Genomic DNA, 20,361 nt, shown 5'->3' with positions numbered 1-20,361 from the left:
CCTTTCCCGGCTTCTCTCCCTGCCTTCCTCTCTCCGCCGCCCGCCAGCGGTAAAAAAGCGCCCCATCCCTCCGGTCTCTTCCGGGGGGATGGGGCGTCGTTCCTCTTAAAACGGCAGTCCGAGCCCGCCGGTCAGTTTCTGCATGGTGGAAGCCGCATCGTTTTCCGCAGCCCGCAGCGCCTCGTTGACGGCGGCCACGATCATGTCCTGGAGCATCTCCACGTCATCCGGGTCCACCGCCTCAGGATCGATCTCCAGCGCCTTCAGCTCCCGCTTGCCGGTCACAGTGGCAGTCACCACCCCGCCGCCGGCGGCGGCCTCGTACTCCTTCTCCTGGAGCTCCTGCTGCATGCGCATCATATCCTGCTGCATCTTCTGGGCCTGCTTGAGCATGTTGGCGTTCATTCCCATGCCGCCCATGCCGCCGCGGCCTCCAAAGCCCTTTGCCATATCCATCCACTCCTTATTCCGATATAACCATATCACTTGATGATGATATTGTCAAACTGTTCCCCAAACTCCAGCAGGGCGTCCAGGGCGTCCCGCTGTCCAGCTTCCGGGGCCTGCCCCGTGCCCAGGTCCTCCGGAGAGGGCTTCCCGATTTGGAAGGCTACTCTGGCCTGCCCGCCGAACCGCTGCCCGGCGGCCTGTGCCAGCACCTCCGTGATGTTGGGCTTGTTGAGCATCGCCTTGGTGAATGCGCTGTCCACCCACAGGGTCAGCACCCCGTTTTTCCAGGTCCCCACCGTCTTTTCCGGGTTCACCAGATAGGGCCCCGCGGAGGGCAGCTTTCGCTTGGCCTCCGCCGCGAAAGCGGGCCAGAAGGAGCTCTCGCCCCCGGCGACGGCCGGCTGGGCAGGCGGGACCGCCGCAGGCCGTCTCTCCGGCTCTTCCAGGGTCCGCTCCTCCTCCGGTTCCTCCGGCAGGGGCGGACGCTCCTCCGTCCAGGGAGGAGCCTCCACGGGCGCCGGCTGAGGCCGGGCGGGCTGCTGCGCCGCCCCGCCGTCCCCCGCCGAACCGGCCGTCTGCCGAGCCGGGACGCCGGAGGCCAACTGCTCCTCCAGCCGGGCGATCCGGGCGGACAGTCCGGCCGCCGAGTCGTCCAGCGTCTCGTCGCACAGGCGGATGAGGCACAGCTCCGCGTCCGTCCGCCGGCTGCTGCTGCGGGGCAGCAGCGCGGCAGTGTCCTGAAGGCGGTTGAGCATCTGGAGCAGGCGGGGCGCGGTAAGCAGCTCTCCCAGGCCGCGCATGGTGGTCTCGTCATATCCACCGGTCAGCAGGGCACTGCCGCCTCTGGGGGCCGTCTTTCTCATCAGCAGATCCCGGGCCAGGGAGGACAGCTCCCCCAGCACCGCCCCCACGTCCTTTCCCCCGGCGTACAGCCGGGACAGGGTCTCCAGGGCGGCGGCAGTGTCGTGCCGGGCGGCCAGCTCCATCAGCCGGGCGGTCTCCAGATTTCCCGCCAGCCCCAGGGTATCCAGCACCGCCTGCTCGTCCACCTGCTGTCCGCCGCCGGAGCACTGGTCCAGCAGGGAAAGGGCGTCCCTCAAGCCGCCATCAGCCAGCCGGGCCAGAAGGGCCGCTCCCTCCGGGGTCAGGTCGATGCCCTCCTGCCCCGCCACATACTCCAGGCGCTGGGCGATCTGTCCGGGCAGGATGCGTTTGAACGCGAACTGCTGACACCGGGAGCGGATGGTAGCCGGCACCTTGTGCAGCTCCGTGGTGGCCAGGATAAACATCAGGTGGGACGGCGGCTCCTCCAGGATCTTCAGCAGCGCATTGAAGGCTGGGGTGGAGAGCATATGGACCTCGTCCACGATATAGACCCGCTTACGGACCGCCGCCGGGGTATAGACCGCCTCATCCCGCAGGGCCCGGACCTGGTCCACGCCGTTGTTGGAGGCGGCATCCAGCTCCAGCACATCCAGGATAGAACCGTTTTCAATGCCCAGGCAGGCCGGGCACTGATTGCAGGGGTTGCCGTTCACCGGGCTCTGGCAGTTCACCGCCCGGGACAGGATCTTGGCGCAGGTGGTCTTGCCCGTCCCCCGGGTCCCAGTGAACAGATAGGCGTGGGACAGCCGCCCCCCCGCCACCTGCTGCTTCAAAGTGTCGGTGATATGGCTCTGGCCCACCACATCGTCAAAAGTGCGGGGCCTCCATTTGCGGTACAGGGCCTGATACACGATATCACCTCAAATCCTTTTCTCTGCCCATCCGGGCAAAAAATACTCGATGCAGAGCAAGGCCGCACACCGGCCTTTGAAGCGTACACTATACCCGTTACCTGGACAGCCGGCTCAAGAACAGTAACCCCGCGGCACACGCGGCGGGCCGCTTAGTGCTGCTCGGTTCCCCGCCTGACACGGTTCACGGAGCCGCGTTGCGCGGGACCGGTCTATCATCGCTGCTTATCCAGGTCAGACAGCACAATGCACGTCCGGGGGCCGGGATTCATCCCTGCTGAAGCGGGTTGCAGGAACAGGGCACCGCTATCTCCCCGACTAGTGCGGCCTTGCCCCACACCGAGGTCTGGAACAAAGCTGGGATATATTATACTGCATCCGGCAGAATTTATCAACAGGATTTTTCACGGCCTTTTCCCATCGGAGGGAGCGCCCCAGCTCTCGCGCAAAAAGGCGCCCCCGGGCCGTCGGTCCGGGGGCGCCCGCCCTCATTGGATGTGCACATGGTCGTTGATATGCTTCATGCAGTAGCAGTAGTAGCCGTTGCATTTGGAACAGTAGCGGAACTCCATGTTGGGGTCGTCCGCGTCGGTGATGCCGCACACGGCGCATTTGTGGAGATAGCCCTTTCGGTTCTGGACTTCCTTCTGAGCCTTTTTGAAGTTGATGGTCTGAGGATCGACCCGGTGAGCAGCCCGGCTGCTCCCCCGGCGGAGGATGGCCATCAGATCGTCCCAGAAGAAGATGAAGTAGTTCAGGATGGCCACAATGGGGACCATTCCCTGGACCCAGTTGCCGTTCATAAAGTAATGACCAATATCAAAGGCAAAGAGGGCCGCATCCACCCAGGCCAGCCACTTCACTTTCAGGGGCAGGATCCCGTAGAGCAGCACCCGCATATCCGGGTACAGGGTGGCGAAGGCAAAAAACATGGACATGTTCACGTAGTACATGCTGGCAGTCTCCAGGAAGGCACCAGAGATCCAGTAAGTCACCATCCCGGTGAAAATGTTCAGCAGGACGCCCACCCCGTAAAACACGGTGAACCGGGTAGACCCCCACTGGTTTTCCAGAGCGTTTCCGATGTAGTAGTAGAACAGGGTGGTCAAGGCAAACCACAGGATGAAACCGCCGCTGGTGGGGACGAAGATAAAGGTGAGCAGCCGCCACACCTGCCCTTCCATGATCAGGGCCGGGTAGAACCGCAGCATAGCGGAGAAGTAGCCGTTGCTGAACATATCCATCAGATAGACCGCTACATTGGCGATGACGATGTACTTCATCAGACCTGGGATGCCGAGCCGGGGATGCTTGTAGCAGAAGCGGTCCAGCCAGCGGGAAATCGCGCCCATACAGGAGCCTCCTAACATTTGTGTCAAATCGTTTTTCATTGTACCCCGGTTTTCGGGAATTGTCCATGACAAATCTGTAAATTATTTGTCTTTGTCTCCCATGGGCCGGAAAGTTTTCTCATTCAGCATTGAATTTGTCTCCGAAACATTGTAAAGTAAAGAAAGAAATTTTTTAGTTTCGCCCATGAAAGGATGGTCTTTATGGAGAATTTCAGCCAGAGCGCCCCTGTCAACATGGCCCCGACCGGCATCGCCACCTTTGCCAAATGTCCCATCTGCCCTGACATCCGCCAGATCCAGGCTGACATCGCTGTCATCGGCGCTCCCTGCGATATGGCTATCCAGGGCCGCCCCGGCGCCCGGCTGGGCCCCCGGGGCATACGTACCCAGTCCACCCGCTTTCGCTTCAGTCCCCAGGGTTCCTATGATCCAGAACGGGACGACTACTACCTGAGCACCGAGAAGTGGTCGGTGATGGACTGCGGCGACATCGACTATGTCCCCGGCGATCTGGAGCAGACCTTCGGCAACATCGAGGCCGCGGTGCGCCTGCTCCGCAGCCGGGGCTGCCTGCCCGTGGTGCTGGGGGGCGACCACTCCATCTCCATCCCGGTCGCCCGGGGGCTGGACCAGTCCGGCCCCTTCCATGTGATCCAGCTGGACGCCCACCTGGACTGGACCGATCAGCTGGGCGGGAACCGGCTCTTCAACGGCCATCCCATGCGCTACATGTCCCAGCTGCCCTATGTGGACCGGATGGCTCACCTGGGCATCCACGGCATCGGCAGCAGCAAGCGCTCCGACTTCCAGGACGCCCGGGCCTATGGGGCAACGATCCTCTCCGCCCGCCAGATCCGGGCCATGGGAGCCCAGAAGGTTCTGGAACAGCTGCCCCAGGGCGGGCGCTACTATGTCACCATCGACATCGACGCTTTCGACTACTCCATCGCCGGCGGCACCGGCTCCCCCATGCTGGGCGGCCTGCTCTATGACGAGGCGGTGGACCTGCTGGAGGGCATCGCCCAGCTGGGCGAGGTCATCTGCGTGGATCTGGTGGAGGTCTCGCCCCCTTATGACGACGCGGCGGGCACCACCTGCTATCTGGCCGCCCGGATCCTGGCCGACTTCCTGGGCTTCATCACCAAGGAGCGGGAGCGCAGGGGAGAACGCTGATCCCCATCCCCATCAAATCAAAGGAGCAAATGATATGAGCATCGTGAAAGACCTGTCTCTGTCCCCTTCCGGCCTGCAGAAGATCCAGTGGGTCCGGGACTTCATGCCCGCCCTGGGCGGCATCGAGGAGCGCTTCCGCCGGGAGAAGCCCTTTGAGGGCCTGACCATCGCCGTCTCTGTCCACCTGGAGGCCAAGACCGCCAACCTGGGGCTGGTGCTCCGGGAGGGGGGCGCCCAGGTGTATCTCACCGGCTGCAACCCCCTGTCCACCCAGGACGATGTGGCCGCTGCCATGGCCAGCCTGGGGGTGGAGACCTTCGGTGTCCACGGGGTGGACATGCGGGGCTATGAGGACCTGCTGACCGAGACCCTGAAGTGCCGCCCCCACCTGATCGTGGACGACGGCGGCGACCTGATCTCCCTGCTGGGGGGGCGGTGCGCTCCCTACGGGGACCGGCTGCTGGGGGGCTGTGAGGAGACCACCACCGGCATCCACCGCCTGTACGCCCGGGAGCGGGCGGGCATCCTCCCCTGCCCCATGATGGCGGTAAACGACGCCAAGGCCAAGCACTACTACGACAACAAATACGGTACCGGCCAGTCCACCTGGGACGCCATCATGCACACCACCAACCTGATGGTAGCGGGCAAGACGGTGGTGGTGGCCGGCTACGGCTGGTGCGGCAAGGGCATCGCCATGCGGGCCAAGGGCATGGGGGCCAACGTGATCGTCACCGAGGTGGACCCCTTCAAGGCCCTGGAGGCCACCATGGAGAACTTCCGGGTGATGCCCATGGACGAGGCCGCCCGATACGGCGATATCTTCGTCACCGCCACCGGCTGCAAGGACGTGATCGTGGAGCGCCACTTCCAGGTGATGAAGCACAATGTCCTGCTGTGCAACTCCGGGCACTTTGACTGTGAGGTAGACGTGGCCCGCCTGGGCCAGCTGGCGGAGGAGCGCTTCCCCCGCCGGGCAGGCATCGAGGGCTTCCGCCTGCCCGACGGCCGCGTTCTCAACGTGCTGGCGGAGGGGCGGCTGGTCAACCTGGCCGCCGGAAACGGCCACCCGGCGGAGATCATGGATATGTCCTTCGCCGTCCAGGCCCTTTCCCTGGAGTGGATGGCCAGGCACGCCGGAAAGCTGGAGAAGAAGGTCTACAACGTCCCCGAAGAGATCGACGACCAGATCGGCCGGGTGAAGCTGGCCGCCATGGGGCTTTCCATCGATACGCTGACCCAGGAGCAGAAGGATTATCTGGCGGGCTGGGAGGCCTGAACCGGGGCCGGCTGCATCAGCGGGCAGGCTCTCCTGTGGGAGAGCTGCCAGCAGACACATCTTATCGACTGTAAAAAGGAGAGCTGTATGAACGACTTTCAGTACTATACCCCCACTAAGGTGGTATTCGGCAGGGGCACCGAGGAGCAGGCGGGCCAGCTGGTGAAGGAGCAGGGCGGGACCAGGGCGCTGGTCCATTTCGGCGGCCGCAGCGCCAGGGAGAGCGGCCTTCTGGACCGGGTGCTGGCCAGTCTGGACCGGGCCGGCGTGGCCCACGTGGAGCTGGGCGGCGTGGTCCCTAACCCCCGGCTGTCCAAGGTACGGGAGGGGATGGAGCTGTGCCGCCGGGAGGGTGTGGACTTCCTGCTGGCCGTGGGGGGCGGAAGCGTCATTGACTCCGCCAAGGCCATCGCCCTGGGGCTGGCCTACGAGGGGGACGTGTGGGACCTGTTCTCCGGCCAGCCTGCCCGGAACTGCCTCCCGGTGGGGACCGTGCTCACCATCGCCGCCGCCGGCAGTGAGATGAGCAACTCCTGCGTCATCACCAACGAGGACGGCTGGAAAAAGCGGGGGTTGAACACCGACCTGTGCCGCCCCCGCTTTGCCGTGATGGACCCGGAGCTCACCTTCACCCTCCCCGCCTATCAGACTGCCTCCGGCTGCGTGGACATCATCTACCACACCATGGAGCGCTACTTCTCCGGTCCTGAGACGGTGGAGCCCACCGACTCTATGGCGGAGGGGCTGATGCGCTCCATGCTGGAGCTCTCCCGCCGGGTGGTCCGGGACCCCCGGGACTATGATGCCCGTGCCGGCATCATGTGGGCGGGGAGCCTGTCCCATAACAGCCTCACCGGCTGCGGCCGGGGCGGCTGCGGCCGCATCGGGGACTGGGCCAGCCACCAGCTGGAGCACGAGCTGAGCGGCATGTTCGACGTCACCCACGGGGCCGGTCTGGCCGCCGTCTGGGGGGCCTGGTCCCGGTATGTCATGGACGCGGCCCCGGAGCGGTTCGCCCGCTTCGCCCGGGCGGTGATGGGGGTGGATACTCCCGGCTCCGACGAGGAGACCGCGCTGGCCGGCATCCGGGCCTTTGAGCACTTCCTCCGCTCCATCGGCATGCCCACCACCGTGGGGCAGCTGGGCATCACGCTGGACGAGCAGGCCATCGAAAAGCTGGCCTGGATGTGTACCTTTGAGGGCAGGCGCACCATTGGCTCCTTTAAGGTGCTGGGCCTGGAGGAGATCAAGGATATCTACCGGGCGGCCCGATAAGCTGTTCATGAAAAACGCCGTGGCGTATCGTTTCCGATACGCCACGGTGTTTTTATTGAGTGGATGAAATCAGACTCCCCCGGCAGCTTCCAGCGGTCCGCAGGTCATGTTTCAGGTCTCTCCGCTGTTCTCGTCCTCCCCCTCCTCCTTTGACGGATATCCGATCTTCAGCGTCATGCCGTCGTGCCAGATCCCCGCGCTGCGGGTGATGGGCAGCTTCTGCCCCTCGCTGAAGCCGATGGTCTCCCCGTCCCGGAGGGTGACATCCTGCTCCAGCACATAGGAGGCGATGTCCAGCACAAACCCCCGCAGGTCCCCGGGCTCCGCCCGGGTGTCCAGCACCTCCAGCTCGTCCTTGCCGAAGGCGCGCAGCCCCTCGGTGTAGGCGCACAGGCCTCCCTCCCGGCGGTACAGCCCCGGCCACACCAAATTCAGCAGGGGAAGGCTCCCGTCCTCCATCATCTGGGCCGCCTCCAGATAGAACTCCGGCTGGTACACGGTCCCGTTGGCGTAGATGCCCAGCACGCCGTCCTGTCCACAGGCAGCGCACACCAGCTTCACCTGGAGGCGGGCGGCCTGCCCCACATCTCCGTCCCGTGCCATGGTGGACACCAGGATCTGCCCCCGGTGCCGGCGTGTGGTCTCCTCCGCCTCGCTCCACAGGTAGTTGCGGCCCGCATTCTGCTCCGCCTCCCCTTTGGGCACGGGGAAGGGGTAGAGGCTCACCGCCGTCAGAAAGCCCTCCGCCTCAAAGACCAGGGTGCTTCCCCCCTCCCCGCTGTCCTTCTCCTCCGTCATGCAGGGGATGCCCCAGTCGTCCCGCAGGGTCCGCTTAAATTCCTCCGCGTCCCACTCCGGCTGCTCCAGCAGCACGAAGGCCAGGAAGGTCCCCCCCTCAGGCTGCGCCAGAGCGGGCTGGTCCTCCTCGCACAGGGCAAAGTCGGGGGCGAACCGGACCATCTGCTGCTCCTCCCCCCGCTGGTAGAACAGGCAGAGCCGGCGGTCCATCTGGATGGTGAACCGCTCCAGGGCCAGTCCCCCAGTCCCCAGCCCTGCCCGGGCTGAGAGGAAGGTCAGACCCCGGCGGTCCAGCTCCGGCAGGCGCCGGACCAGCTCCCGCGCCCACTCGGCCGGCACCTTGGACAGGGCGGCCTCGTTCCCGAAGAACCGCCCCTCCACCGTGCTCCCCTGATAGGGCATGGTGAACGTGCAGTAAGGGGCGTCCGCCTCCCACTCTACAGGCGCAAGGGCCGCCTTGATCTCCTCCAGCGCCTCCCGGCGGCAGAGGATGCAGGAGATCGCCCGCTTCTTGTCTCCGGCGCTCTCGTCCATCCCCGCCTGGAGTTTTCTGTCAGATTCCGGGTCGATCCAGTGGAACTCCATCTCCTCCAGCGTGCGCCCCTTCTGAATCTCCCGGCGCAGGGTGGTGAATTCATAGTCTCCCGGCTCCAGGGCAAGCCCCCGGTCCGCCGCCGCCAGGGCCCCCTCCCGGTCCCCAAAGTGGCTGAGCAGCCTGCCGTACATGAGCCAGCCCCACACATACTCCGGGTCCAGTCCGACTCCCTTCTCCGCGTACTTCAGGGCCTCCTCCAGCCGTCCGCAGTAGGTCAGGGCGCAGGCGTACCGATAGTACCAGACCCCGCTCCGGGCCTGCTCTGCCGCCTGCTCCGAATCCGGCATCCACTGGGCCGCCCGGTAATAATACTCGTACTCATCCACATTGTTGCAGATGTAGGAGTACCACAGGGCCGTGTCCAGATCCGCCCGCACCCGCTCCCAGGTGAAGCGCCCCCGGCGGACACCGTCCTGAAGCCGCTCCTCCAGGAAGTTCAGCATTTTGTAGAAGTAGCCGGATACCCCTTCGCACATGGACTCCAGCTCCCGCACATCCTCAGCTGTTAGCACCGGGCCAGCCGGTGCTCTCTCTTCCGCTCCGTTCTCCAGCTCTCCGCCGCTCCGTTTGGCCAGCTCCTCCTCACACTCCCGGATCACCGCCGGGGCATTTTTGTCCTCCGGGTCCAGCTCCATCCACCGCTGGGCGTAAGGGATGGCCTTCTCCTCCTGCCCCTCCAGGTATTGATAGGCATAGGCCATGCGCATATTCCACTCCGCCTTGTCCCGGCCCTCCTCCCGGACGGCCTCCAGCACCTGGATGGCCCGCAGGAGGGCCTTGTCCCCCTTGCGGCCGGGGGTGCCCTCTTCGCGGTCCCCGATAATGGCGTAGTTTTCCAGCGCCCTGGACAGGGCGTAGGCAAAGCGGTAGTCCCGCCAGTCCTCCGGGATGGCGTTCAGGGCCTGGATGCAGCGGGTGTACTCGTCCTCGTCGTTCCACTGTTCCAGCTGCCGGTAAAAGGCGTCGGCGTTCTCCAGGGTGTAGGGAATGTAGTCCATCCCGGTCAGCGTCTCCTCCAGCTCGTCCTCCTCCGGTCTTTTGAGGGACACCGTCCCGGCCTCCCGGCGGAAGGTGTGGAAGTCGGCCCAGGGGAGATCCGTGTCCGCGAAAAAGTCCTGGACCTTGTTCAGGACGGCGGGCAGGTCCCAGGCGATGAAGTCCACATAGCCGCAGAAGATGCCGGTGGCCCCGCCAGTGAGGATGAGCACGTCCGGGCCGCAGGCACTGCTCAGATAGTCCTCCAGCTCGTCCCGGAAAGCAAAGATCTTGTCGCTGCCCTCCTCTTCCCGCAGGGTGTCCAGTGGATAGCAGAAGAAGCCCGCCACTACGCCGTCGGCGTGGAGGTCATCCATGGAGTCGTTTTCAGCGCTCAGATAGCCGTTGATGAGGGGAGCGCAGTTGGTGGAGCCGGCGATCACATCCAGCCGCCAGTCCGCTTCCGGGTCCTCGTTGGGCTCCATCTCATAGCCGATGTAGTTCTCCAGATAGTCCTCCGGGTCGGCAGCCAGATCCAGGCCCATGCCCTTCAGCTTGTCCGGCAGGTCCGACAGGAGAATAGACGGCTCCCCTTTGGGCTCCTCCAGAACGTCGAAGGCGTCGATGTACCGCATATGGGAAATCTCGCCCAAGACCTGGTCGGTGAGGGTGGTGAGCATCCACCAGGCCCGGCCCTCCTCCTCCCGGAGCAGGGGGAGCAGCTTTTCGCAATAGGCGGACAGGGCGAAGCTGTTTTTTCCCCGCTCCTCCAGCCAGACCTGCACATCCTCCCCGGAGACCTCCCAGCCGTCGTCGGTACGCAGTCCGATGCCGGGGTTGGGCTGGCGGCCCGCCAGGATATTCCAGTGCTCCAGCACCTTTTTCGGTGCGTGCTTCTGGAAGTAGACCAGTTCAAACAGCTTGACCTTGTCCCCCTCCGGGGTGAGGATCAGCTCGTGCTTCTGGCCGTTGAAGCCCATTTCGAAGGATATGTCATCAAAGGCCAGGTGCAGAACATCCTCCATCTGGGCCACCAGTTCATCCCCCCGCTGATGGTCCTTGTCCTCATCCATCCTTTGACGCAGCTGTGCCTCCTGCTGAGCAAATTTCTCCCATGCCGCCTCCGTCCGCTCCCGGAAGCACTTCGAGAACCGGGGCAGAGCGACTCCCTTTTGACACCATTCAATGAACTCCTGGGTATCCCCGTCACCGGGGCGGGCTTCCAGCGCCGCCTGGAAATAGGGCAGCGCCCGGCCCTCCTGGTCCAGGTAGTAGTAGGAATAACCCATGCGGAAGTTCCAGCAATGGTCCCCCGCGAAATACGCCTCATGGGGCTTCAGCAGGGCAATGGCCTTGCGGAACAGCTCCCGGTCCCCCGGCGCGGCCTGGTTGTTGTAGGCCCGGGCCAGTTCGCTGTCCATCTCCGGGGTGCGCTCCTGGGCGGGGACGGCCTCCAAGGCCTCGATGATCTTCTGATACTCGTCGTTTTCGTTCCAGATCTTACACTGGTCCAGCAAAGTCATATGGGTGCTCTCCTTTATTTCTTCCTATTTTGCTATTTCGTTTGTCTATCTGTCTTCCTGCTCCGCAGGGTGCGGGAAGCAGATATCTCCTCCCCCAGCGCCCCACAGAGCTTACGCAGGCGTTCCATTGATCGTCTCCGCCCTGTGACATTCCGGGCCGTACCCCAGGCCGTGAAACAAAGGTCCCCTGCGCGGTGCCGGGATCCAGCCGGCACCGCGCAGGGGATCAAAAAAGTCCGCAAAAAGCCGGCGCACTCAGGTGCGCTGTGCCGCTCCTCCCCGCAAAGGGGCCGTACTGCTCCATACGCCTCGCTCCTCTCTGTTCTCTCTGATCCGCCCAGGCGTGTCCGAAGCGTGGGCCTGGGATATCCCTCTATTCTAACAGAGGCCGCAACAAAAGAACATCCCCCTCTGAATTTCCCTGCCCCCGCTTTTCACGTCATTTATCGTGTCTGATTTGATATTTGCCATGTCAAAATTATAAATCGATATTTAAAACACGTCAATAGCCGTGTTTTAAATTATTTTGTATCCCCCTCATCTTGGGTACACTATAGACAAGGGGGGATGGGGCTTGGCACGGCAATTTGACAACCGCGAAAAAATGGCGGATCTGTTCTTCGCCATCAGCTATTACCGCAGGCGCAGGGGCATGTCTCAGGAGCAGCTGGCGGAGGAGCTGGGCATCAGCCGCCAGCATCTCGCCGCCATCGAGGCCCCGAACATGAACCGCGGCCTCTCTCTGGAGCTGCTTTTCAACATCGCCACGGTCCTGGAGATCGAACCCTATCTTCTGTTGAAATTCAGCCCGGAAAAATGACCTTGACCATACCGGCCATGAAAGCGCAGACGAAGTCCCCTTCGCCTGCGCTTTTCCGTTTCCCCGGGTGCTCCCCAGCCCCTGCGGGCCTTATTTTTTTGCGAAGCGCTCCAGGAAGAACTTGGTGAAGGCCGCCAGTTCCTCCTCCTGGGATACATAGATGTACAGTGACTCGTCTTCCAGCCAGTCGTAGGCATTGATGGCGATATAGCCCCGGCTGTCGGGGTAGATGACAAAGGCGTCGGTGGGGTAGCGGTTGCGGTAGGCCTTCAGAATATCCGCGCGTCGGTAATACACTGGCTCGCCGCAGCCGGAGAGATCCGGGACAGTGGGGACGACCACGATGGTCTGGCTTTCCTCGTTCCACCCCACGATCAGGCTTCCCACCTTCCGCCTGCTCCCGTGGACGAACCCATAGTTGAATCGGCTCACATCCTCGGTATAGCCGGAGATCAGCCTGTACTCGCCTCCGTTTTCCACAACCCGGTCGAACATCTGCCGCATCTTTTTCGCGTTTTCTCCGCTCTTCTCCAGATCCACTTCCGGACCTTTCCACAATTTCCTGAAAAATCCCATAATAGATTCCTCCTGAATGATAGTATGTGATCTCCGCCGGACACAGTGCTTTCCTGTCCTCCGCCCGGTCGGGTGCTTGGGGACATGCTTCGGAGCTCTGCCGGCTCCGCCAAAATAAAGATATTCTTCATATTTTGTATTTATTTAGGGGAGTCGAAAGCCCGCCGGGTCCGGACTGCTGTGCCAGATATCCCGGCGGGCCGCATCCCCGCTCCGGTCAGGATCCCTGCTCCTTCAGGCGCTCCAGGCGGTCCACGATGGCGTCGATCTGGAAGGCCACCGTCGCATCAGCGGCCTCCGGCACGAACAGCGGCAGACTTTCCGGGATAGCCCGGCGCACGATCATGGCCGTCAGGCTCAGGTTTGTGAACAGCTCCACCCGGTCCCGGTCTGCCCGGACCCCAAAGCACTCCAGGATCTTCCCGAACAGGCGGGCCTGCTTCTCCCGGAACACGCGGCAGTTGTCCGCTGACAGGCGCCGGAAGATCAGCTGCTGCTCCTCAATGGTCAAAACAGCGATGCCGTTTTTCTCACCATAGCAGCATGCATGGAGGAACTGCCGGACCCCCTCCCGCCAGGTCAGTGCCGGATCTGCCATCAGCCGCTCCGCGTAGGCCAGTATCCTGGGTTGCTGGAGATAGAGGGTCTCCACGATCAGGTCCTCTTTCGTCGGAAAAAATGAATAGAAAAAGGTACGGGAAATGCCCACCGCTTTGTAGATCTGCTCCACCGTGGTATGCTGGATGCCCTGCCTGGCCATCCGCTCCAGCGCCTCAGTGACCAGTGCCGCCCTGATCCGCTCCCGGTCCTCCTCAGAATAGGCCACCTTTGGCACACCCGCACCCCCTCAAATAAAAACACTTTCTATAATTTGTTCTTATTTTAACACATTTTTTTCAAAAATCAAGTACAGGACAGACCTGCGAGCTCCCGCCGTGCTCAGATCACAGCTCGATCTTTTCCGGGAATGCCTCGTTTCTCAGCACCCCCCACATCTTGTCGATATAGGCCAGGGTATAGAAATTTTCATAGTAGTGGTAGTAAAACGCGCCCTTCAGCGTCATGCTGTATCTCTCATCCCGCCGGGTGACCAGCCCCATCCATTGTGCCAGCCTCAGCTCCATACCGTACATCTTTTTCAATGGGACGCCGAAAAACTGTTCAAAGGCACCGGCATCCACCTCTGTGCTGTAGGCGGTCCAGAACAGATAATAGACCATCCGTTGACGCAGAGAAAACCGGAGTGTCAGGGAGGTGGGGAGCTTCCCTTCGTCGATCCTTCTGCAGTATTCTTCCACAGAAAAGGTGTTGATTTTGAACTGATCTCTCAGCAGGGTGGCGGCTGAGCACCCAAACCCCAGAAAATGGTCCCTTGTCATGGAGGAATACACTGCGTCCTGCTCCTTTGCAAAGGTCCACAGAGAGCTGCGGATGTATCCCCGGTCCAGGCACCAGCGGGTGATGCCGTCCAAAAGCGCCCGCTTCTCCCCCTTCCCCATAGCCTGCACCGTGCTGGACGTGAAGGTGAAATCAATGAAGGGATAGATCGCCACATGATTGGCACCGGCCTGGAATGCAGTCTCCAGGTCCATCTCCAGATCCTCCAGGTCCTGTCCGGGCAGGGCAAAAATAAAATCCATGGACACCGTTTCAAAGTGGACCTGGGACAGCGCCTCCCGCAGGGCTGGGAGGTCCACAGGCCTCCGTCCCAGCAGTCCCTGGAACTTTCTCTGGAAGGACTGGACCCCGATGCTGATCCTGGTCACCCCCGCATCCCGCAGAATGCGCAGGACGGAGGGCACCACATCCTCCGGGTGCAGCTCCACCCCGACGCCCTCGGTGATGATAAAATGCGCCTCGATGGCTTCCATCACCTCTTTCAGCCGGCCGGCCGCCAGCGCCGGCGTACCGCCGCCGAAGTAGAGGCTGGTGACCCTTTTCCTGCCGGGGAGCTGACCGCCCACCAGGTGGATCTCCTGGATCAGCCGGTCCAGATAGCGGTCGCAGACCGCCCTGTCATACTGGACCTTGCAATACGGGCAGAAGCCGCACAGCTCCCTGCAAAACGGGATATGCACATACAGTCCCAGCCCCTCACACTGGGAAAAGGGCAGCTGCTGGTCGTATTCATTTTGAAAGAGAAAGGGCTTGGCCGAGCGGGTCAGCCACATCCTCGTCAGGTCTGTGATGATACTCATGATGCTCCTCAAATATACTTCAGGTAGGTCCGCAGCATCTCCAGAACGATCCTGGGATGTCCCCGGAACAAGAGGGTGTATTCCGCCACAAAGAAGTAGCCGCACTCCCTGCACAGGCCGGGCACTTCAATGCAGCGCCCGCATGTGGACAGTTTTCCGTTTTCCACCACCACGCACTGGTGGCACGGCGTGGGGAAGCGGTTCTCGATCAGGGCTGGGAAAGCGCCGGGCAGATTGAATACAGGCGCGCCCGCTTTCATCATCTCCCTGATAACGCCGCAGCACTCCGCCTTTTCTTCCCGGGTGAGGGCAAGCTCCCTGGTATCGGGATAGGGCGTGTGGAAATTAAAGGAGACCGCCCGCACATTTTTGGTCTCCTGCGCCGCCAGACAGACATCCCGGACCGCGCCTTTGTTGATCTGGTTGATCGCCATATAGAAGCAGATATTGTCGGAAGTGGCGTGCTCCACATGTTCCATGATGGTGTCGTATGTGTCGCCCCGGATGGCATTGTGGCGTGCCCGGTCACCGTCGAGGCTGAGCAGGATCAGATCCGCCTCCGGCAGATCAATGGGGAAGGTGCCGTTGGTCACGACGTTGACCAGGAGAAAGCCCATTTTCTTGGCCTCCACCACCAGGTCCCGCACCGTGCGCGCCCCGTCATGCCACAGGAAGGTCTCTCCCCCGCAGAAGAACAGGATGCGCACCCCCATATGGTAGAGGAGCTCCATCTCCCGGCGGATCTGTTCATAGGGATGGTCCACCGATGTCAGATCGTGGACAGAGCAGTGCCTGCACTTCAGATTGCACCGGTCTGTGACGATCACTGTGCCCAGGATGGGCTTTTTTTCCCGCAGAAGAATGGTCCTGACCCCAAAGGCGGCAAAATGCAGAAATGAAGAAAGCTTCATCCTGTCTCCCCCTCTCCAAAGCGCCCGCCGGACGGCCTGCCCGCAGCCTGTTTGAAACTACTATATCATAGTCCAGCATACACTTCCACCTGTTATGGTGGAAATTCCCCTTTTTCTTCCGCACATGCAGCGGGCATCAGGCATTTCCACGGGAGCCCGTTTCCATTTCCCCGTTTCTCCCGCAACGATCTCCTATTCCCTCATCCGCCTGCGGGAACGATGCCCAGCTTAGGAGAAATTTTCTGTCCTGATGCTCTTGGGGCTTGAAATTACCAGGATCATCCCATACAATAGGGATGTCCCCAGCTGTTTTTCCAACCTGCAAGGGCGGGGAGCACCTGCTTCCAGGCCGCTTATGATCGATGGAGTGTTGGTGTCTGTGTTTTATCTGTTTTTCTGCCCGGCCCATAGAGGGGCCCGTCCCGCCCAAGCGGGGCGCCCCCGCCGCTGTGCCCTGTGACTCCCGGGCGTCCTGATTTTTTTACGGCGGTCTACGCTGTGGTGGCCCGCATTCCGGCAGGACAGGTGGCCACCTATGGTCTGGTGGCCTTTCTGGCCGGCCGGCCCAGGGCCAGCCGCATCGTGGGCTGCGCCCTGGCCCGGGCACCGGAGGGCCTGCCCTGTCATCGAGTCCTGTACCGGGATGGGGGCCTCAGCCCCGCGGACGTGTTCGGCGGAACGGGCATCCAGCGCCTGCTGCTGGAAGGAGAGGGCGTCCCCTTCCTGCCCGATGGCAGGGTGGACCTGTCCCGCTGCCTGTGGGACGGCGGAGAAGAAAGGAGCACCCTATGAATGTTACCTTTGAGATGGTGAGGAGTTCTCCGGAGATCCGCACCTACATCACCCAGGCGGACGCCTCGCTCACGGCGCTGGGCTTTACGGAGCACTCCTTCGCCCACGTGACCAAGTGCGCCGAGGTGGCCGCCCGCATCCTGACCCAGCTGGGCTACACCCCGAAAGAGGTGGAGCTGGCCAGGATCGCCGCCTACATGCACGACATCGGCAACGTGGTCAACCGCCACGACCACGCCCTCAGCGGGGCCACCATGGCCTTCCGCATCCTGGACAAGATGGGGATGGAGCCCCCCGACGTGGCCGCCGTCATCACTGCCATCGGCCACCACGACGACTCCACCGCCTACCCGGTGAACGCCATCGCCGCCGCCCTGATCCTGGCCGACAAGACCGATGTGCGCCGCAGCCGGGTGCGGAACAAGGACATGTCCACCTTTGACATCCACGACCGGGTGAACTACTCCGTGGAGCGCTCCGAGGTGCTGCTGGACCTGCCGGGACGGACCGTGACTCTCTCCCTCTCCATCAACACGGAGGTGTGCGCCGTCATGGACTATTTTGAGATCTTTCTCCAGCGGATGCTCCTCAGCCGGAAAGCTGCCGAGACCCTGGACCTCAAATTCCGGCTGGAGATCAACGGACAGATCCTGCTTTAGTGCCCCGCTCCCCTCCGCGGCACCGCTTTTCCCTATTTTCAGGCCGTCTGCCTTTTGGCAGGCGGCCTGCTTTGTTCTGCCAGAGCCCTGCCCCGGCCGCTCTGTAACCACACTGTAACTTGACCTTTATTTACTTCAAATGTAGTATATTATTACAAACTACAAAAGTAGTAGATTGGAGCGATAGCTGTGAAACGACTCCCCGACACTGAGCTGGAGGTCATGAAGGCCCTTTGGGACTCCGGCCCCGACACCCCCCGCGCCGCCCTGGAGCGCGCTCTGGCCCCCCACGGCTGGGCCGCCAACACCATCAACACCTATCTCACCCGGCTGGCGGACAAAGGGTTTCTATCCGCCCGCCGCCTGGGCAGGAGCAACCGGTACACCCCCCTGGTCAGCCGAGAGGACTACCTCTCCTTTGACAGCCGCTCCGTCCTCTCCCGCCTGTACGGCAGTTCCCCCCGAAACTTCGTGGCTGCCCTGGCCCGGGACGGGCTGGCCCCCGGCGAGGTGGACGAGCTCAGGGCCCTGCTGGATGAGCTGGAAAGGGGCGCCAAATGAACCGATTTCTCCTTGATCTGGCCGCCCTCTCCCTGGGCGGCGGGGCAGTGGTCCTGCTCCTGCTGCTGGCTGCCCGTCTCACCCGGGGCCGCTACGCCGCCCGGTGGCGCTGTACTGCCTGGCTGCTCCTCTCCCTGCGGCTGGCTGTCCCCTTCCCCCTGCTCCCCCATCTGGGGCCGGCCGAGGCACCAGTCCAGCTGACCGTCCCCTCCAACCCGGTGGTCTTCACCTATTCGCCGCCTGTCTCCCAGCCCCCGGCGGCCTCCAGCCGCCCAGCCCAGTCCCAGGCCGCGCCCTCCCGGTCTGAGCCGGTCCAGAATGCCGTCCAGCCGGAGGCCCCGGCGGAATCAGGAGGATTTTCCCTCTCCCTCGCCCAGCTCCTCCTGATCCTGTGGCTGCTGGGCGCGGCGGGGGTCCTCCTGTGGAATGTGGGCTGTCACCTCAGGTTCTGCCGCTGGCTCCGCCGCTGGGGCCGGGAGGCTGAGGAGACTTCCCTGCTGGCGCGGTACCGGGCGCTGGGGGACCAGATGGGCCTGCGCCGTCTGCCCAGGCTGGTCCTCTGCCCCTCTCTGCCCGCCCCCATGCTGGCCGGTCTGCTCCGCCCTGTGATCCTTCTGCCGGAGCCCCTCCCCCAGAGCGCCCCTCTGGAGTGCGCCCTGCGCCACGAGCTGACCCACTTCCGCCGCCGAGACATCCCCCTGAAGGCCCTGGTGCTCTGGGTAAAGGCCCTGCACTGGTTCAATCCGCTGATGTGGCTCATGGCCCGGGCGGTGGAGCAGGACACAGAGCTGGCCTGTGACGACAGCACCCTGCACGCGCTGCCCGGGGACCAGCGTTCTGCCTACGGCCGTTCCATCCTTCAGGCCGTCAGCGCCGTCCAAAACAGAAAGGAGGAGGACCAGTCTTGACCCGCCCATGTCCTTACACGCCCCTCTCTACCCCCCTCTCCGGCTCCGCCCGGCAGGCGGAGGCGCGTATCCGCAACCTGTTCCAGGGCCCCAAACGGCGGCCGCCGGTCTGGCTGATGGCCCTGACCCTGCTCCTCATTTTCTCCTGCGGCGGACTGGTCACCTGCCGGACCGCAGCCTCCCCGCCCCCGGAGGAGGGCGCCCCCGTATTCTCCCTTACCACCCCGGGCGAGGAGTCGGTCCCCTTCTCCGATCTTCTGGGCTTCTCCGGCACCGCCATCCACACGGTGCGGGAGGACCTTTCAGACTGGTACGAATACCAGATCCGTCTGCCCGACGGGATCTCTTTCTCCTTGGCGGACACCTCCGGCCTGATGTACCACCTGGATCTGGACGGGGACGGCCACCCGGATCTGCTGGCCCATGACCCCGACGGCGGCTGGCTGTTGGTCTGGCGGAGGTGGCCGGACGGCTCCGTCCGCTCCCAGAATCTGCGCCAGGCGGCGGCTGAGCTGCTGGGCCTGGAGGGCACCCCCTGGGAGCTGGTCGCCTTGACCTTCCACCCTCAGGACGAGATGGTCTCCATCCGCTCCGCCGCCGACCCGTCCCAGATCCTCCTCACCCTCCCCCTGTCTCAGCTGCTGGAGGCCGCCTGCGGCGGGAATATCCTGCTGGCCTCCTCCGGCCAGCAGGGAGAAGATCTTATCCCTCTCAGTGATACTCTTCCATTTGGGACCTATGCGGTGTTCCGGGAGGGGCTGGACCTGGACGGGACAGGGGGAGCAGACGATTCTGTCACGGCCTTCTCCTATGATGACGACAGCGCCTCCGGTCCCCTCACTGTGGTGGAGGCCGCCCTGGGCACCGGAGAGGTGCTGACTTGGGAACTCCCCTCCACCGGCCATCCCAGGCTGCTGCCCGCCTCCTTTACCCCCTCGGGGCGGCAGTCCGTCGTCCTGGTCCTTGAGGACCGCTACTCCAATTACGGCGCAGCCAGCTGTTTCGTGCTGGCCGTGGAGGAGGGGGCGCTGACAGAGCAGGTCCGGCTGGGCACCTGGGAGGACAACGCAGACGACCTCGCCCCGGACTGCCCGGTGATCTGGTCCGCCTACCTCCATACCAGGCCGGACGGCCTTCAGGTCCTGCGGGTACCCATCCTGTACGACAAATGGCACCAGCCGGAGTGGGCCACCCTGTCCTGGACACAGGCGGGGTGGGACTTGACCCGAGACGGCTATCTGACGGACACTGAGACCGTCACCGTTGGACCGGGCCGCACGCTGACCCTGGCGCTCCGCTGCCCCATCCCCGCGCCGGACGACTTATCTCAGCTCCGCTATGACCAGATCCAGGTCCTGGACGGCGGCACTCTTCTCCAGACCATCACCCCAGACTCCTTCACCCCCGACAGCCGGGCCGCCTTTCAGGGGTTCGTGGCCTTCTCCCCCCTGCTGGACTATGTGGATGTACGGGACATCGATTTTGACGGCAGTGAGGACTTTGGAGTTCTCTGTGACACCACCCACAACGAGGCCCACTGCTGGTTCGTCTGGGACGAAGCCTCTGGCTCCTTCCGCTATCTGACCACCCTGGGGGGCCGGCTGGAGGTCCTGCCCGAGACCGGGCAGCTGGTGGAGGGCTGGTGGACCGATGGGCCTGAACCCGTCTACCACGCCCTCGCCTACAACAGCCGGGGCGAACTGGTCCTGGTCCCCTCCCAGTCGGATGGTCTTTTCTGAGGCCCCGCCTTCGACATTAAAAAATTAGAAAAGAGGTATCT

16 protein-coding genes, 1 other RNA gene and 1 pseudogene are annotated in these 20,361 nt (G+C 63.1%); 9 read left to right on the top strand and 9 right to left on the bottom strand.

Annotated features, from left to right (window positions below):
* Positions 1–105: 105 nt before the first annotated feature.
* The 4 genes from BN1969_RS06965 to BN1969_RS06955 all read right to left on the bottom strand — a co-directional run bounded on the left by BN1969_RS06965 (position 106) and on the right by BN1969_RS06955 (position 3,538).
* Positions 106–450, bottom strand: a complete 345-nt coding sequence (locus BN1969_RS06965; protein WP_050623644.1) for a YbaB/EbfC family nucleoid-associated protein — start codon at positions 448–450, stop codon at positions 106–108.
* A gap of 32 nt (positions 451–482) precedes the next feature.
* Positions 483–2,186, bottom strand: coding sequence for a DNA polymerase III subunit gamma/tau (dnaX, locus tag BN1969_RS06960; protein ID WP_050623643.1), 1,704 nt, complete (start codon positions 2,184–2,186; stop codon positions 483–485).
* A gap of 62 nt (positions 2,187–2,248) precedes the next feature.
* Positions 2,249–2,513: signal recognition particle sRNA large type (ffs, locus tag BN1969_RS17040), an RNA gene on the bottom strand.
* Between the two features lie 161 nt (positions 2,514–2,674).
* A complete protein-coding gene (locus BN1969_RS06955) occupies positions 2,675–3,538 on the bottom strand; it encodes a rhomboid family intramembrane serine protease (RefSeq protein ID WP_242850290.1) in 864 nt (287 codons plus the stop codon).
* A gap of 201 nt (positions 3,539–3,739) precedes the next feature.
* Between BN1969_RS06955 and BN1969_RS06950 the strand changes: the two genes are divergently transcribed.
* The 3 genes from BN1969_RS06950 (at position 3,740) to BN1969_RS06940 (ending at position 7,265) form a co-directional block, all read left to right on the top strand.
* The gene (locus BN1969_RS06950) at positions 3,740–4,711 is read left to right on the top strand and encodes an agmatinase (protein WP_050623642.1); all 972 of its coding nucleotides are present in this window, start codon (positions 3,740–3,742) and stop codon (positions 4,709–4,711) included.
* A 34-nt stretch (positions 4,712–4,745) separates the two neighbouring features.
* The gene (locus BN1969_RS06945; protein WP_050623641.1) at positions 4,746–5,990 is read left to right on the top strand and encodes an adenosylhomocysteinase; all 1,245 of its coding nucleotides are present in this window, start codon (positions 4,746–4,748) and stop codon (positions 5,988–5,990) included.
* 87 nt (positions 5,991–6,077) lie between these two features.
* Positions 6,078–7,265: an iron-containing alcohol dehydrogenase gene (locus BN1969_RS06940; protein ID WP_050623640.1), complete on the top strand. Its 1,188-nt coding sequence runs from the start codon at positions 6,078–6,080 to the stop codon at positions 7,263–7,265.
* A 111-nt stretch (positions 7,266–7,376) separates the two neighbouring features.
* Here BN1969_RS06940 and BN1969_RS19065 read toward each other — a convergent pair.
* Positions 7,377–11,156 (bottom strand): annotated as a pseudogene (locus BN1969_RS19065) (DUF4261 domain-containing protein); the annotation flags it as partial.
* 574 nt (positions 11,157–11,730) lie between these two features.
* On the opposite strand from BN1969_RS19065, the gene BN1969_RS06930 reads away from it, so the two are divergent.
* Positions 11,731–11,976 (top strand): helix-turn-helix transcriptional regulator, encoded by a 246-nt coding sequence (locus BN1969_RS06930; RefSeq protein WP_242850288.1) that lies wholly within the window; start codon positions 11,731–11,733, stop codon positions 11,974–11,976.
* Positions 11,977–12,066: 90 nt separating this feature from the next.
* Here BN1969_RS06930 and BN1969_RS06925 read toward each other — a convergent pair whose 3' ends face one another.
* The 4 genes from BN1969_RS06925 to BN1969_RS06910 form a co-directional block, all read right to left on the bottom strand.
* Positions 12,067–12,552 (bottom strand): hypothetical protein, encoded by a 486-nt coding sequence (locus BN1969_RS06925; protein ID WP_050623639.1) that lies wholly within the window; start codon positions 12,550–12,552, stop codon positions 12,067–12,069.
* Positions 12,553–12,769: 217 nt separating this feature from the next.
* The gene (locus tag BN1969_RS06920) at positions 12,770–13,387 is read right to left on the bottom strand and encodes a TetR/AcrR family transcriptional regulator (RefSeq protein WP_050623638.1); all 618 of its coding nucleotides are present in this window, start codon (positions 13,385–13,387) and stop codon (positions 12,770–12,772) included.
* A gap of 109 nt (positions 13,388–13,496) precedes the next feature.
* Complete coding sequence (locus tag BN1969_RS06915; protein ID WP_050623637.1) at positions 13,497–14,750, bottom strand: coproporphyrinogen-III oxidase family protein; 1,254 nt, start codon at positions 14,748–14,750, stop codon at positions 13,497–13,499.
* An 8-nt stretch (positions 14,751–14,758) separates the two neighbouring features.
* On the bottom strand, positions 14,759–15,661 hold the full coding sequence (locus tag BN1969_RS06910; RefSeq protein ID WP_050623636.1) for a radical SAM protein: 903 nt from the start codon (positions 15,659–15,661) through the stop codon (positions 14,759–14,761).
* Between the two features lie 456 nt (positions 15,662–16,117).
* Between BN1969_RS06910 and BN1969_RS06905 the strand changes: the two genes are divergently transcribed.
* The 5 genes from BN1969_RS06905 (at position 16,118) to BN1969_RS06885 (ending at position 20,320) form a co-directional block, all read left to right on the top strand.
* On the top strand, positions 16,118–16,453 hold the full coding sequence (locus tag BN1969_RS06905) for an MGMT family protein (protein WP_050623635.1): 336 nt from the start codon (positions 16,118–16,120) through the stop codon (positions 16,451–16,453).
* Positions 16,450–17,112: an HD domain-containing protein gene (locus BN1969_RS06900; protein WP_050623634.1), complete on the top strand. Its 663-nt coding sequence runs from the start codon at positions 16,450–16,452 to the stop codon at positions 17,110–17,112. Before BN1969_RS06905 ends, BN1969_RS06900 begins: the two co-directional genes overlap by 4 nt.
* 189 nt (positions 17,113–17,301) lie before the next feature.
* Positions 17,302–17,673: a BlaI/MecI/CopY family transcriptional regulator gene (locus BN1969_RS06895; protein WP_050623633.1), complete on the top strand. Its 372-nt coding sequence runs from the start codon at positions 17,302–17,304 to the stop codon at positions 17,671–17,673.
* Positions 17,670–18,581: a M56 family metallopeptidase gene (locus BN1969_RS06890; protein ID WP_050623632.1), complete on the top strand. Its 912-nt coding sequence runs from the start codon at positions 17,670–17,672 to the stop codon at positions 18,579–18,581. Before BN1969_RS06895 ends, BN1969_RS06890 begins: the two co-directional genes overlap by 4 nt.
* On the top strand, positions 18,578–20,320 hold the full coding sequence (locus tag BN1969_RS06885) for a hypothetical protein (RefSeq protein ID WP_050623631.1): 1,743 nt from the start codon (positions 18,578–18,580) through the stop codon (positions 20,318–20,320). The genes BN1969_RS06890 and BN1969_RS06885 overlap by 4 nt, the downstream gene beginning before the upstream one ends.
* Positions 20,321–20,361 lie beyond the last annotated feature (41 nt).

The sequence above is a fragment of the Clostridium phoceensis genome, assembly GCF_001244495.1.
Classification (GTDB): Bacteria; Bacillota; Clostridia; order Oscillospirales; family Oscillospiraceae; genus Lawsonibacter; species Lawsonibacter asaccharolyticus.
The sequence above is the reverse complement of the archived record's forward strand: the minus strand, read 5'-3'. Positions and strand labels throughout refer to the sequence as shown.